Here is a 14,224-nt window from a genome sequence, read left to right as displayed (position 1 = left end):
TCATCATTGTTGGCTTGATCAACCCCGGCGAGGCGGGTGTCATCTGTTAGAATGGCAGCCCGCTTTTTTGTGCTTGTAGGAGAAACCCATGCTCGGCTGGTTCCCCGGACATATGAATAAGGCCCGCCGCCAGATCAAGGATGCGCTGCCCGAAATTGATGTAGTGATTGAAGTGCTTGATGCACGGCTGCCCTACTCCAGCGCCAATCCGATGCTGGCCGAGCTGACACGCCACAAGCCGGTGTTAAAGATTCTTTCCCGGGCGGATCTGGCCGATCCTGAGCGAACCGCCGAATGGGTGGCCTTCTTTGACGCTCAGAAAGATATGCGCGCGCTGGCGATTACCACCACCAATACACGCGAACTAAAAAGAATCCCCAGGCTTTGCCATGAACTGGCCGGGGCAGTACGTGCCGACCGCGATGTACGCGTGATGGTGATGGGTATACCCAATGTGGGAAAATCAACCCTCATCAACGGGCTGGCTGGCCGTAAAATCGCCAAAACCGGCAACGAGCCGGCGGTGACCAAGCGTCAGCAGAAGGTACGTATTGATGGCCGCGTCGCCTTGATCGATACCCCTGGAGTGCTATGGCCCAAGATTGAAGATCAGGCGAGTGCCTACCGGCTGGCGGCCAGTGGCGCGATTCGTGATACGGCCATTGAGTACACCGATGTCGCGATAGTTACCAGCGCCGAGCTGGCCAAACGCTACCCAGCGGAGTTAACCACACGCTACAAGCTTAAAGCGCTACCAACCTACGCTGCCCCAGTTGTGCAAGAGGTGGATGCCGATGGCCCGCCAAAACCCGATTTTCTGGCCATTGCCGGTTTCGATGGCCATGCCATCCTAACAGAGATCGCGGGAAAACGGGGCGGACTGCGCCCAGGCGGAGAAGTCGATCTGCACCGTGGCGCTGAGGTGCTGCTGCATGAGCTGCGGGATGGCAAACTCGGTCGGCTGACCCTGGAAACACCTGCTGATATTCCGCCACCTCCTCTACAAAACGACGAAGACAACCCGGCACCATCCGACGCATAATGGGCTGACAATCAACATCCTCTAACGGCCACTGGACTTTTTGGATAACGCACCTAATGGACACCTCGCAGCCTACCGAATCACAACCACTTAAGAAGTCACACAAACTGCACAATGTTTGCTACGACATCCGCGGCCCCGTTCTCGACCATGCCAAACGCCTGGAAGACGAAGGCCAGCGGATTTTAAAGCTTAATATTGGCAACCCGGCCCCCTTCGGCTTTGAGGCGCCGGAAGAGATTTTGCAGGATGTGATGCGTAACCTGCCCACGGCCCAGGGCTATTGTGATTCCAAAGGCCTGTATTCAGCGCGCAAGGCCATTATGCAGGAGTGCCAGCGCAAGCAGATCCCTGGGGTGGGCATTGAAGATATTTATATTGGCAACGGCGTTTCTGAGCTGATTGTAATGTCCATGCAAGCGCTGTTGAATGATGGGGATGAAGTGCTGATTCCCGCCCCCGACTACCCGTTATGGACTGCGGCAGCTCACCTTTCCGGCGGGCACGGCGTTCACTATCTGTGCGATGAGCAAGCCGACTGGGCACCGGATATGGCCGACATCCGTGATAAAGTCACCAGCCGTACACGTGCCATCGTGCTGATTAACCCTAACAACCCCACTGGCGCGGTCTATCCACCGGAGGTCGTCCGCGGCGTACTGGATATCGCCAAACAGCATAACCTGGTGGTGTTCTCCGATGAGATCTACGACAAGATTCTTTATGATGATGTAGAGCACACCGCCACAGGCGCCCTGGCCGATGACGACCTGTTGGTCATTACCATGAACGGCCTCTCTAAAAGCTATCGCTGTGCAGGTTTCCGTTCAGGCTGGATGACCATTTCAGGCACACTGGCTAAACAGCGTTCCGCGGATTTTATCCAGGGGCTGACCATGCTGGCCTCCATGCGCCTGTGCGCTAACGTGCCAGCCCAGCACGCTATCCAAACAGCACTGGGAGGTTACCAATCCATTAATGATTTGATCCTGCCGGGGGGCCGTCTGCTGGCACAACGGGATATCACCGTGGAAAAGCTCAATGCTATCCCTGGCGTATCCTGTGTCACCCCCAAAGGAGCGCTGTACGCATTTCCGCGCCTGGATCCTAAGGTGTTCAATATCAAAGATGACCAGCAACTGGTACTGGACCTGTTGCTGCAGGAAAAAATACTACTGGTGCAGGGCACCGCCTTCAATTGGCCAGAGCCGGATCACGTACGCATCGTGACGCTGCCCTGGGCAGACCAATTGGGTGATGCCCTGGATCGTTTCGCAAATTTCCTGTCCCGCTACCGCCAATAGTATTGATCAACCGTCACAGCGGGGACTTGAAACTGAGATCCACTGCACGTATCTAAGCAATTATTCTAGAACCGCTTCTACGACCTTTGAGGGAGAACCTGAACCATGATGCGAATTTTGCTGTTTTTAGCCACCAACTTGGCGGTGGTGCTGGTGGCCAGCTTTACGCTTCGGCTGTTTGGCGTGGAGGGCTACCTGCGCAGCCAAGGCATTAACTTCTCAGGTCTGCTGATCTTCTGCTTTATCATTGGCATGGCAGGCTCCATCATTTCGCTGTTTATGTCGAAGTGGCTAGCTAAAAAGTCGACCGGCACAGTAATTATTGAAAGGCCATCCAACTCGACCGAGCAGTGGCTGGTGGATACCGTGGCAGAGCTTTCCCGGGAAGCCGGTATCAAAACGCCGGAAGTGGGTATTTTCCCCGCCCAGCAATCGAATGCGTTTGCAACGGGCTGGAATAAAAATGAGTCCCTGGTTGCCGTCTCAGCGGGCTTGTTGAATCGTATGCGCCCGGAAGAGGTACGTGCGGTACTGGCCCACGAAATTGGTCACGTTGCCAATGGTGATATGGTAACACTGGCCCTGATACAGGGGGTGGTGAATACCTTTGTGATGTTCTTTGCCCGTGCGGTTGCCCATTTGATTGATGGTTTCCTGAAAAGCCGTAGCGGTGGTGAAGGCGGCCTGGGCTTTATGGGCTATTTTGCGGTGGTGATGGTGGCAGAAATTGTCTTTGGCATCATCGCCTCGGCCATCGTGGCGTGGTTCTCCCGCTACCGCGAATACCGTGCCGATGAAGCAGGCGCGCGTCTGGCGGGCACTGGCGCCATGGTAAATGCACTGGCACGCTTAAAAGCGGAAACCGAAATGCCTGATCAAATGCCCGACACCATGCGCGCCATGGCGATTACCAAAGGTCAGACACGCTCGCTGGTGGAGCGTCTATTCGCCAGCCACCCACCGCTGGATGACCGTATTCGTGCACTGAAAGAAGCCGCTTATCGCCAGTAAGTAACGCTAACTAGCCCCTAACAAAGCATACATAAACAGCAAGGCCCGCAATAGCGGGCCTTGCTGTGTCTGGTCATTACGTCAACCAGAATTTATCCAACGCTTACCTGAAAACCCGCCGCTTTCAACGGCCCTTTTAAGACCTCTGTTTCGCTACTCAACACCACTTTCAGCGTGGCAAACTCCCGGCGCAGAGGATAGTGGGCACGGCAGTCATCAAAGCCTCTTCTCACCCCCTGCTGAAGCACCTGACGCTGTAGCGCATCATGATCGCGGCGTACATCATAGACAGCACGCACGCACAAGCGCAGTGCATCTTCTACCGGTAACGCCTGTTGTAATGTTAATGAGGCCAAAGCGGGCGGAGGGCAGATAGCGCTGAACGCCGTGTGGCTGGGTTGTGCCAGTTGCCGGGCAAGCGCCTCTTGAATCATCCAGGTACCGCGCAGTTTTCCGTCCAGACTGTGCCCAGCAATATGCGGTGTCGCAAGCGTCACTAAATCACGTAGCCCCGCATCAATATCCGGCTCGCTCTCCCATACATCCAGTACGGCAGTAATATCTCCCTTACCCGATAACCGGCTGCGCAGCGCCAGGCCGTCGATACAGTCCCCCCTACCCGCGTTCAGCAGTACCGTCCCTGGCGCCAGCTCATTGATGCGCTGGGCATCCAATAACTGATAGGTGGCATGAGGGCCATCTTGAACCAGCGGTGTATGTAGGCATAGCACATCACAGGTTCTGATAAGCGTATCCAATGATACAAAGCCCTGCTGACCCTCCATCTCAGCTCGTGGGGGGTCACAGACCAGAGTTTCCACCCCCAGCGCCTGTAAGCGCTGCTGTAGCCGACTCCCCACATTACCGACGCCCACAATGCCCACGGTACGCTCCAGAAACGGCCAGCCTCCCTGCTCACTCAAGGTCAGCAGGCTGCTAAGCACGTAATCCACGACGGCTTCCGCGTTGCAGCCTGGGGCACTGGCAAAGCCTATACCGTGCTGCGCTAATAGCGCGCGGTCAATATGGTCAGTACCAATCGTACAGGTGCCGACAAAACGCACCCGACTTTGGTGGAGCAGCGCTTCGTTAACCTGTGTGATTGAACGCACAATCAGCGCATCGGCATCGGCTATATCAGCACGCCCAATCTCACGCCCCGGCAGACGATGCAGGGTGCCAAATGGGCCAAAGCAGATGTCAGCAGCAGGGATGTTAGCGTCGATTACAAGTTTCATAGGCGTTTTCGTATCCGGGCTTTACAATACGCCCGCAATCGCTTGTTGTGCAGGCGAGTTCGGGGGCATTTTAAGGAGAGTGTTGTGATCGTACGCTGGGAAACCGACCATGACTATGTGTTGGTTCATATTCACCAGGATATGTTTGGCGACTGGATTTTTAGCCGCGCCTGGGGGCAGATTGGAACCCAGTTTGGCGGGCTAAAGCACCAATTGGCCGATACTCGGGAGCAGGCGCAGATGTGGTTGGATGATGAGGCCACGATCCAAACCTCGCGCGGCTTTCGCAAGGTGCTGGAGGCTGCCGATAATACCCCCGAGGGGCAGGCCGCCATGCGTCAGCTATCACTGCTCGATGCTCTTTAGCCCAGAAAACGCCGCCCATCACGCTGGTGTGCGCCAACGGGCGGTGTTTTGTCTGGTGGAGTGGTGAGTGCGCCCAGCTTCGCTTCATCCAGCCAGCCACGTTCACGCAACCAACTACTCAGCCGTTCCACATCGAACCCGCGGTCCAGCTCCATGCCCTTGTTATCCATCAAGACCGGGATACGTATGCCATAACGCTCCACCAGGGCATCGTCGTCACTGATCTCAATGCGCGTTAAGACCACCTCCTGGTTGGCAAGTGCAACCACCAATGCCTCCAGTTGGGCACACAGATGACACCCTAGGGTAGTGTAAATTGATAGCTGAATCATAACCGGCGCTCTGTTGCCCCCTACGGTTTATGTTGCAAGAGAAATACATGGTGCAGATTAGTACGGCGCTGAAAATCAGGGTCAAAAGTGCGAGAGGTAATCTCCTCCACCTGATAGCGCTCGGCAAGCGCGTCGTCTAACTTGAAACGCCGCTGGTTGTTAGAGAAAACCAGCGTACCGCCTGGTGCAAGGCGCGCCATAGCCAGCTCTACCAACCGTGGGTGGTCACGCTGGATATCCAGCGTATCGCGCATTTTTTTGGAGTTAGAAAAAGTCGGCGGGTCCATGAAGATTAAATCGAACTCGGCATTGGCGGTTTCCAACCAGCGAAAGCAGTCATCACGCACCACACGATGCAAGCGTGGATCGAGCTTGTTCAACGCGAAATTGTCACGCGCCCACTCCAGGTAAGTATTGGACATATCCACGCTGACACTGTCACTTGCTCCTCCCAAACCGGCCTGTACGGTTGCCGTCGCGGTATAGCAGAACAGGTTCAGGAAGCGCTTGCCACTGGCCATTTCACCCAGCATACGGCGCACAGGACGATGATCAAGAAACAGCCCGGTGTCGAGGTAATCACGCAGGTTGACCCATAGCCGCGCACTCCCCTCCCGCACTTCAAAGCGTTCACCACTGGCATCGCGTTTTTGGTATTGAGTAGTGCCGGTTTGCCGCTCTCTACGTTTCACATAGATGTTACTGGGGTCCACCTCCAGCGCATCGGGTAATACCTCCAGCGCATCGAACAACCGCTTCTGGGCCTGAGCAGGGTTGATGGAGCTGGGAGCCACATACTCCTGCACATGAACCCGGTCGCCATAACGGTCTACCGCCAGTGCATACTCCGGCATATCGGCATCGTATATGCGGTAACAGGCTTCACCACTATGCTTTAGCCACTTTTTCAGACGTTTTTGATTTTTCGCCAGGCGGTTGGCAAACATCTGCGCATTTTCAGATACGGCAGGTTTGCCGTTAGCCCCGGCAGGTTGTCCCACATTAGCGCCGCTCTGGCCACTTTGCTCTGGCTTGCCATTTTTGCTCACCACGTCGTTGGCCCTGGGAAGGCCAATCTCCATAAGCAGCAATTTGGCATCCAGAGCGCCATTCTTCAGCGCATACTGCTTGTGGGCACGCAGTCCCAGGCGGTGGCCCAGATCGGGATTACCGGTAAATAGCGCCAGCGTCCAACCAGGAAATAGCGCTTTGGTCTTTTCACCCAACTGCGCATAGAGCCGCACCAGCTCAGGCAGCTCGCCCAGGCGCTCACCATAAGGCGGATTAGTGATCAGCAACCCCTGCTCAGCCGTCAGCGACTCTGGCCGGGTCAGCTGGATAAGGCTTTGCCCATGCAGACTGAGCAGCGCTGGAATACCTGCCCGCATCGCGTTCGCTTTTGCCGCCGACAGTGCCGCCGGACTTTGGTCAAAGCCTATCAGCTGTGTTTTACAGCGTTTACGGCCTATCGAAGCCCGCGCTTCAGCTTCACGCTTCAACTCACACCACATGGGCTCGTTATGACCAGCCCAGCCATGGAAGCCGAAGCGCTCCCGGTTAAGGTTAGGCGCCTGATCGGCGGCTATCAGCGCCGCCTCAATCAGCAACGTTCCTGCGCCGCACAAGGGGTCTAGCAGCGGCTCGCCCACTTTAGCCCGCTCTGGCCAGCCTGCACGTACCAGCAAGGCGGCCGCCAGGTTCTCTTTCAATGGAGCATGGCCCACATCGCGGCGATAGCCACGGCGATGCAGGCTCTCCCCTGCCAGGTCAATGCCAATGGTCAGATTGGCACGGTGAAGATGAGCATAAATGCGTAGATCGGGGGATTTGGTGTCGACATCAGGCCGTACCTGCCCTGCCAGTTGTAGCGCGTCAACGATGCCATCCTTTACCGTTTGGGCGCCAAAACGAGTATGGCGAATGTGGTCACTGCGCCCATGGAAATCGACGGCCAATGTTTTGCCAACAGCCAAGTGCCGCCCCCAGTCAAGGCGGGCAACCACGTCGCGCACCTGCTCGGCAGTACCCACCATCGCCTCTCTGGACAGCAGCAGTATGACGCGGTTGGCCAGCCGGGACCAAAGACATACCCGGTAAGCAGTTTCCTGGCTGGCAGAAAAATAAACACCTGCCACCGTGGTTTTGCCCGGTACAGCGCCCAGGGCCATTAATTCATCCGCCAGCAGGCCTTCGATGCCTTTAGGGCACGTGGCAAGGAGGTTTAGAGGGGCAATTTGGCTCGACTCAGTCATGATGATCGCCGCGCGTAAAGGCGCGATATTCCTATGTATGGCAAATGTGTTTACGTCTTATGACAATTTGATGGTCGACAAGTGACCCCATCATGGTCTAACAATAAGAGAGTAGCTACTGAAAAACGCATGCGTTGTCTGTCATGGTCATTAATGGGTTTGTCATCAACTGGCCAGCCACTTAAAGACCAATGGCTTGTCGAGCCTGCCGCTTTGCCCGTTCAGCACGTGAGTGCTAGGCATTAGCGCTTTGCGGAGGCTCGCTCTTGAAGTCAGCTCTCGAAGTAGTCGATGCTGTTGCGCAACGGATCTTACTGCACAGCTCACTACTTCTTATCAAAGGCTTTCATGAAAAGAGGTTAGCCAATGAAACGACAAAAACGTGATCGCTTCCAGCGGGCCTATGTTCACGGTTATAAAGCGGGCATTACGGGTCGCTCCCGTGATGATTGTCCCAGCCAAGATATTAATTTACGCGAATACTGGATGAGCGGTTGGCGTGAAGGTCGCGGCGACCAGTGGGACGGCATGACCGGCGTTTCCGGTATCCACAAAAATCCCATGGTTTTGACCTGACGAATTAACATCTTTTCGCAAATTACGTTAGGAGTACGTAGCCCGCTAATCAGGCGGGCTTTTTATATCCCTTCTACTACCCTTGCCTCAACGCTTCCGCACATGTTTTCACCAGTCCAGGTCCCTGATAAATCAGCCCGGAATAGAGCTGCACCAGATCGGCACCTGCGGCAATCTTTGCGTTTGCTGCCTCACCACTGTCGATACCTCCCACACCAATAATCGGCAGCGTCGGCAGGTGCGTACGCAACAGGCGAATAACCGTATTAGAGGCTTCGTATACCGGTTTGCCAGAGAGCCCACCCGTTTCATCGGCTTGTGGGTCACCTTCCACCCCCTCGCGGGAAACGGTGGTGTTGGTGGCAATGACACCATCTAATCCATTGCGCGCAATACTACCCGCCACCAACGCCACCTCTTCTTCGCTCATATCCGGGGCGATTTTCACCAGTAGCGGTACTTTTCGCCCCGTCTCAGCATCCAGCTCCTGGCTACGGGCACGAATAGGCGCCAGCAACACATCCAACTGCTCACCAAATTGTAGCGTGCGCAGCCCTGGAGTATTGGGCGATGAAACATTCACCGCAACATAATCAGCTACGCCATGGACAGCTTCCAGGCAGACCAGGTAATCATCCAGGGCGTTCTCTACCGACGTGGTCAGGTTCTTGCCAATATTGATACCGACAACACCGTCGTAGGTACGCTGCTTTACCTGCCGCACCAAATGCTCAACCCCTTTGTTGTTAAAACCAAAGCGATTGATGATGGCCTGGTGGCTGGCCAGCCGGAACAGGCGTGGTTTGGGATTGCCGGGCTGCGGCCTGGGGGTTACCGTACCCACCTCGATAAAACCAAATCCCAAGGCTCCCAGAGCATCTATATGGTCAGCGTTTTTATCCAGACCAGCCGCGAGGCCAACCCGGTTGGCAAAGCGTAACCCCATCACTTCAACGGGATCGCTGACAGGCTCACCATATACGCGTTTTATGCCCCCCACCCGGTGCAATGCTTCTAACGCACTTAGCGCCATACCGTGCGACGTTTCCGGGTCCAGACGAAACAACAATGAACGGGCAAGGTTATACATCGGTGGGTCTCTCCTGGGCGGTTGGCATGGGCGCAATGCGAGGCGGGCGCAGTATAGCGCAAATCGTACGTCATGCGCATGGGCAGGTCTTTCAACATGGGCAGGTCTTTCAGCACAAAAAACCGCGCCCTGGGGCTGGCCAGAGCGCGGTCGATAAGGGCTTCAAGAGTGTTAGTTAAGAGGTTATCATGCCTCACTATCGCTTTCCGCAAGATCCACCAGCTCGCGCACCGCTACCGCAAATAGCGCAAAACCACCTTCACTGCCACCGCGCACTTCCTCAATCAGCCGACACCAGCGACGGTGCAGATCGGCATGCTGCTCCAGCCATTGGGCGACCCGCTCCTGGGTATCACGACTGCCCGCCTCCAGCTTAAGCACACTGGTGGTGAGGGCCAGTTGCTGACGGTCGATATCATCACGGAACGTTTCCCGTGCCTGAGCCTGCCATGCGTCGCGTACTTCCAGGCGAGTGACCTGCTGACTCATCCAGGGAAGCTCCAGACGGCTGCCAATTTCGTAAAATACCTCGGCCACACGCTGGGGTTTCTCATTAGTGATACGTGCTGCCTGAATGATACCCAGGCCAGCATACAGGCTTGGCGCCGCGGCCACCGTAGAGGCCAGCGTCTCGGGTACACCCGCTTCCAGCAATTCGTTACAGCGCTTACGCCAGGCTGACTGCTCTTCACCACTCAACAGCTCACCGATACCTTCCTGCAGTTGGGCCAAACGGGGACCAAAGTACTCAATGGCATCCTGGGTGGAAAGCCCCAGATGCTGGCGCAGGAACCAGCGCGTTGCACGGCGAATCATACGCATCAAATCAAGCATCATGGAGTACTGCACACGGCTGGACACCTGATTGTCCAATGCTTCGATCTGTGCCCATAGGGCAGGCAGGTTGAACGCATCACGGGCCACTACGTAGGCACGGGCAATATCAGCACGACCTGCGCCGGTGGAGTCCCTCAAGCGACGTACAAATATGACCCCCATATGATCCACCAGATCGTTGGCAACCTGGGTGGCAACGATTTCGCGTTTCAGGCGGTGCTCATACATTTCGCTCTGATAGCGCTCCGTCAATACCGCCGGGAAAAGGCGCTCCAGATGACGGTGTATGTAGAGGTCATCGGGCACATCTGAATTGATCAAATCGCCCTTCAAGGTGCTTTTGGCGTAGGAAATCAGTACCGACAGCTCCGGCAGACGCATGCCCTGGTGATTACTGGCACGCTCTTTAAGCACCTCATCGGTGGGCAGAAACTCCAGTTCACGATCAATTTGACCGGCGGATTCCAACTCGCTGATAAAGCGGCGATAGGATCTCATTCCCTGATGGGACAGGATTTCGGACAGATCCAGCGCCTGGGTCTGGCGGTAGTTGTCCAGAATGACCAGCTTGGCGACTTCATCCGTCATTTCCGCCAACAGCTGATTACGTTGCTTATCCGTCATATCACCACGTTTAACCACTTCATCAATTAATATCTTGATATTAACTTCGTGGTCAGAACAGTTAACGCCTCCGGCGTTATCGATAAAGTCGGTATAAACACGCACACCGTTGGCAGCAGCCTCCATGCGGCCCTGCTGGGTCAGCCCCAGGTTACCGCCCTCGCCTACCACGCGGCAGTTCAGCTCAGCGCCGTTAACGCGCAGCATGTCATTGGCTTTATCGCCCACGTCAGCGTCGGTTTCATCAGAGCTTTTCACGTAAGTGCCGATGCCACCGTTCCAGATCAGATCAACCTTCGCCTTCAGCATGGCGCGAATCAGGTCGCTCGGTGACAGACGTGTTTCCTGAATGCCAAATACCTGCTGCATTTCAGGGGTGATAGTGATTGATTTAGCACTACGGCTAAATACACCACCACCTTGTGAAATCAGCTCAGGACTGTAATCCTCCCAACTGGAACGGGGTAAGTTGAACAGGCGCTTACGCTCTGCAAACGACGCTTCAGCATCAGGATTCGGGTCTACGAAAATGTGCAGGTGGTTAAACGCCCCTACCAGTTGGATCTTATCCGATAGCAACATACCGTTACCGAACACATCACCGGCCATATCACCAATACCGACAACCGTGAACAGATCCTGCTGGGTATTAACGCCCAGATTTTTAAAGTGGCGTTTAACGGATTCCCAGGCGCCGCGGGCAGTAATGGCCATTTTCTTATGGTCGTAACCATTGGCTCCACCCGAGGCAAAGGCATCCCCCAGCCAGTGACCATACTCCACGGATATGGCATTGGCGATATCTGAGAACGTTGCCGTGCCTTTATCTGCGGCCACCACCAGGTAAGTGTCATCATCATCGTGGCGAACCACATCTTTCGGTGGCACCACGTCACCGCCCACCAGATTATCGGTGACATCCAGCAGGGCGCGAATAAAAATCTGGTAGCAGGCAATACCTTCTTTCTGCTGAGTTTCGCGGTCGGCATTTTCGGGCATGCGCTTGCACACAAAACCGCCTTTTGCGCCTACCGGTACGATGACCGCATTCTTCACCTGTTGAGCTTTCACCAGACCAAGGACTTCTGTACGGAAATCCTCAAGCCGGTCAGACCAGCGCAACCCGCCCCGCGCTACTTTACCACCACGCAGATGCACACCTTCAACACGCGGCGAGCAAACAAAAATCTCAAACGCCGGACGCGGCTTGGGCATTCCAGTGACTTTTGATGGCTCAAGCTTGTAGGCAATGTAATCCTTGAAGCGGCCATCACTGGTTTGCTGGTAGTAGTTGGTACGCAGTGTCGCTTGAATAAGCTCCATAAAGCGGCGCAGCAACTGATCGTCATTGAGACTGGCAACACCTTCCAGGCACTCATTCAAACGCGCAACGCAGTCATCTGAGGTGCTGGACTGGCGTGCAGGATCAAAACGCAGCCGGAACAGTTCAACCAGTTCTTTGGTAATGGCCGGGTAATTTGCCAGCGTCGCCGCAATATAGTCCTGGGACATACCAAAGCGGATCTGCTTTAGGTAACGGGCATAACCCCGCAGCATTGCCACTTCACGCCAATCCAGTCCGGCACCAATAATCAGGCGGTTAAAGGCATCGTTATCCGCCTCGCCCGCCCAGATACGCTTGAAGGCTTCGCTAAAGGTGTCGCGCATGTCGCTTAAATTAACGCCTTCACGACTATGCTCCAGTTCGAAATCATGAATCCAGTAACGCTGCTGGGGAGCGTTGATCTCATAAGGACGCTCACCGATCACCCGTAGCCCCAGGTTTTCCATCATCGGCAAGACGTCGGACAGCGGTATCTGTGATCCGCGGTGGAACAGCTTCAGGTTCATACCGCCCGCTTGTTCTTCGAGGGGGCGGTAAAGTGATAGCGACAGATCCTCGCCGCTATCCAGGTTTAACAGGTGCTGAATATCAAACACGGCCGTACGGGCATTGAAGTCTTCACGGTAACTGGCCGAAAACGCATTCTGGAACTGGTCAGTCAGGTGATTGGCACGCTCTTCACCAAAGCCTTCAACCATCGCCGCCTGCAGGTCATCACGCCAGCTGCGTGCCAAGCGAGCCACTTTGCTTTCCAGGCGCTTGAGGTCGTACTGGCTGGGAGCATCGCCATTAAAGCGTAAAATCAGTTGAATACGTGCCAGCACCGATTCCGACAAATAGGTATTGAAGTCGCCGAAATGGGCATCCAGTTCATCGCACAGCATGGATTGGATGCGCTGACGAAGATCGGTGGAGAAAACATCCCTTGGTACAAACACCAGGCAGGAGTAGAACTTGCCGCTCACATCTGCGCGGATAAACAGACGTACCTGGCGACGCTCGCGAATGTTTAAAATGCCAAGCGCTGTACTGGCCAGGGATTCCGTACTGATCTGGAACAGATCATCACGGGGGTACACTTCCAGCACCTGTAACAACTGTTTGCCGTTATGGCCCTGGGGGTTGAAGCCGGCAATATCCATTACCGCCCTCAGCTTGCGGCGCAACAACGGAATATTACGCGGCGACTCGTTATACACCGTGGCGGTAAGCAGGCCGAAAAAGCGGCGCTCACCAATCACATTACCGCTGTCATCGTAGCGGTCAACGGTGATGTAATCAGGATAGGTAGGCCGGTGAACACGAGAGTGGTGAGCACTTTTGGCAAAAGACAATAACTGGGGCACCAGCACATAGTCATCGTGCTCGTCGATGCCCTCTTCAGTACGGATACGCTCGCGGTAACGCGGCTGATCCAGGCGGAATACCCCCAACACACTGTTGGGGTCACGCTGGAGTTCACCATTTTCCAACAGGTATTCATCGTAACCGAGGAAGGTAAAGTTATCCTTGAGCAACCACTCCAGGAAGGCAATGGCCTCCTCATGGTCGTCAGGATCTATCTGGGGCGGACAGTTTTTCTCAAGCTCTTGAATAGCAGAGGTAATCTGACCACACATTGGCTCAAAATCGTTGACAGCAGTGCGTACATCCCGCAGCACTTCGTGCAGTTTACGCTCAATTTTCGCCAGTAGTGCTGGGTCGGTGTGGCGATCCACCTCTATCACAATAAGTGATTCCCGCATGTCGGGAGCACTTTCATAGCGCGGCGCAGTAAGTTGTTGCAATTGATGCTGGCCGTCGCGCTCCACGGTAAACACGGCATTCTGGATGGCGTGAACAGTCAGGCCCCGGCGGTTGAGTTCGATGCGTACTGAGTCGACTAAAAATGGCATGTCCTCATGCAATACTGCCACAAAAGTATGGGTCGACTGCCAGCCATGCTCCTCAAAATCCGGGTTAAACACCCGGATCTTGGGGCTTTGGGGATCATGATGCTGCAGAAATTGCCAAATCGACAGCGTGGCGCCATAGAGATCATCCAGCCGCCGATCAACCAGGTCTTCCAGTGGTACGGTAGCGTAAAAGTGCCGGGCAAAGGCTTCAATCTCTGCCGCTCGTGCAGGCTCCAGTCGCGCTTCCATGCGTTCTTGTAGCTGCTTTAAAAGATCCTGCCGACTCTCTTCAATCGCAACGTAATGCATCCA

At 55.1% G+C, this 14,224-nt stretch carries 10 protein-coding genes; 5 read left to right on the top strand and 5 right to left on the bottom strand.

What is annotated here, in order from left to right:
• Nucleotides 1-88 precede the first annotated feature (88 nt).
• From ylqF to htpX, 3 genes are all read left to right on the top strand, one after another.
• Nucleotides 89-1,042 (top strand): ribosome biogenesis GTPase YlqF, encoded by a 954-nt coding sequence (gene ylqF, locus HP566_RS09830; RefSeq protein WP_249977085.1) that lies wholly within the window; start codon nucleotides 89-91, stop codon nucleotides 1,040-1,042.
• A 56-nt stretch (nucleotides 1,043-1,098) separates the two neighbouring features.
• Nucleotides 1,099-2,346, top strand: coding sequence for a pyridoxal phosphate-dependent aminotransferase (locus HP566_RS09825; protein WP_249977084.1), 1,248 nt, complete (start codon nucleotides 1,099-1,101; stop codon nucleotides 2,344-2,346).
• Nucleotides 2,347-2,451: 105 nt separating this feature from the next.
• Nucleotides 2,452-3,357, top strand: a complete 906-nt coding sequence (gene htpX / locus HP566_RS09820; RefSeq protein WP_249977083.1) for a protease HtpX — start codon at nucleotides 2,452-2,454, stop codon at nucleotides 3,355-3,357.
• Between the two features lie 92 nt (nucleotides 3,358-3,449).
• Here the strand turns inward: htpX and pdxB are convergent, their stop codons facing one another.
• On the bottom strand, nucleotides 3,450-4,595 hold the full coding sequence (gene pdxB, locus HP566_RS09815) for a 4-phosphoerythronate dehydrogenase PdxB (protein ID WP_249977082.1): 1,146 nt from the start codon (nucleotides 4,593-4,595) through the stop codon (nucleotides 3,450-3,452).
• A gap of 84 nt (nucleotides 4,596-4,679) precedes the next feature.
• Between pdxB and HP566_RS09810 the strand changes: the two genes are divergently transcribed.
• On the top strand, nucleotides 4,680-4,961 hold the full coding sequence (locus tag HP566_RS09810) for a hypothetical protein (RefSeq protein ID WP_249977081.1): 282 nt from the start codon (nucleotides 4,680-4,682) through the stop codon (nucleotides 4,959-4,961).
• Here the strand turns inward: HP566_RS09810 and HP566_RS09805 are convergent.
• Together HP566_RS09805 and rlmKL are read right to left on the bottom strand one after the other, a co-directional pair.
• Entirely contained in the window at nucleotides 4,958-5,293 is a 336-nt protein-coding gene (locus tag HP566_RS09805) for a glutaredoxin family protein (protein ID WP_249977080.1), read from the bottom strand. The two genes, HP566_RS09810 and HP566_RS09805, sit on opposite strands and share 4 nt — an antisense overlap.
• Nucleotides 5,294-5,313: 20 nt before the next feature.
• Nucleotides 5,314-7,545 (bottom strand): bifunctional 23S rRNA (guanine(2069)-N(7))-methyltransferase RlmK/23S rRNA (guanine(2445)-N(2))-methyltransferase RlmL, encoded by a 2,232-nt coding sequence (rlmKL, locus tag HP566_RS09800; RefSeq protein WP_249977079.1) that lies wholly within the window; start codon nucleotides 7,543-7,545, stop codon nucleotides 5,314-5,316.
• A 366-nt stretch (nucleotides 7,546-7,911) separates the two neighbouring features.
• Here rlmKL and rmf point away from each other — a divergent pair, with 366 nt between their 5' ends.
• Nucleotides 7,912-8,121 carry a ribosome modulation factor gene (gene rmf, locus HP566_RS09795; RefSeq protein ID WP_249977078.1) on the top strand — a complete coding sequence of 70 codons (210 nt, stop codon included), beginning with the start codon at nucleotides 7,912-7,914 and terminating at the stop codon, nucleotides 8,119-8,121.
• 76 nt (nucleotides 8,122-8,197) lie between these two features.
• Here rmf and HP566_RS09790 read toward each other — a convergent pair whose 3' ends face one another.
• Together HP566_RS09790 and HP566_RS09785 are read right to left on the bottom strand one after the other, a co-directional pair.
• Entirely contained in the window at nucleotides 8,198-9,211 is a 1,014-nt protein-coding gene (locus tag HP566_RS09790) for a quinone-dependent dihydroorotate dehydrogenase (protein WP_249977077.1), read from the bottom strand.
• A 186-nt stretch (nucleotides 9,212-9,397) separates the two neighbouring features.
• Nucleotides 9,398-14,221: an NAD-glutamate dehydrogenase gene (locus HP566_RS09785; RefSeq protein ID WP_249977076.1), complete on the bottom strand. Its 4,824-nt coding sequence runs from the start codon at nucleotides 14,219-14,221 to the stop codon at nucleotides 9,398-9,400.
• Between the last annotated feature and the right edge of the window lie 3 nt (nucleotides 14,222-14,224).

Source organism: Vreelandella olivaria (assembly GCF_023507745.1).
In the GTDB taxonomy this organism is placed as follows: Bacteria; Pseudomonadota; Gammaproteobacteria; order Pseudomonadales; family Halomonadaceae; genus Vreelandella; species Vreelandella olivaria_A.
Note: the sequence above shows the minus strand (reverse complement) of the source record. Positions and strands in the feature narration are given on the sequence as shown.

Excerpts from the sequence above, each read along its gene's own strand:
- HP566_RS09825 (WP_249977084.1), top strand. The coding sequence starts at position 1,099 with ATGGACACCTCGCAGCCTACCGAATCACAACCACTTAAGAAGTCACAC.
- pdxB (WP_249977082.1), bottom strand. The coding sequence starts at position 4,595 with ATGAAACTTGTAATCGACGCTAACATCCCTGCTGCTGACATCTGCTTT.
- rmf (WP_249977078.1), top strand. The coding sequence starts at position 7,912 with ATGAAACGACAAAAACGTGATCGCTTCCAGCGGGCCTATGTTCACGGT.
- HP566_RS09805 (WP_249977080.1), bottom strand. The coding sequence starts at position 5,293 with ATGATTCAGCTATCAATTTACACTACCCTAGGGTGTCATCTGTGTGCC.
- HP566_RS09785 (WP_249977076.1), bottom strand. The coding sequence starts at position 14,221 with ATGCATTACGTTGCGATTGAAGAGAGTCGGCAGGATCTTTTAAAGCAG.
- ylqF (WP_249977085.1), top strand. The coding sequence starts at position 89 with ATGCTCGGCTGGTTCCCCGGACATATGAATAAGGCCCGCCGCCAGATC.
- rlmKL (WP_249977079.1), bottom strand. The coding sequence starts at position 7,545 with ATGACTGAGTCGAGCCAAATTGCCCCTCTAAACCTCCTTGCCACGTGC.
- HP566_RS09790 (WP_249977077.1), bottom strand. The coding sequence starts at position 9,211 with ATGTATAACCTTGCCCGTTCATTGTTGTTTCGTCTGGACCCGGAAACG.
- htpX (WP_249977083.1), top strand. The coding sequence starts at position 2,452 with ATGATGCGAATTTTGCTGTTTTTAGCCACCAACTTGGCGGTGGTGCTG.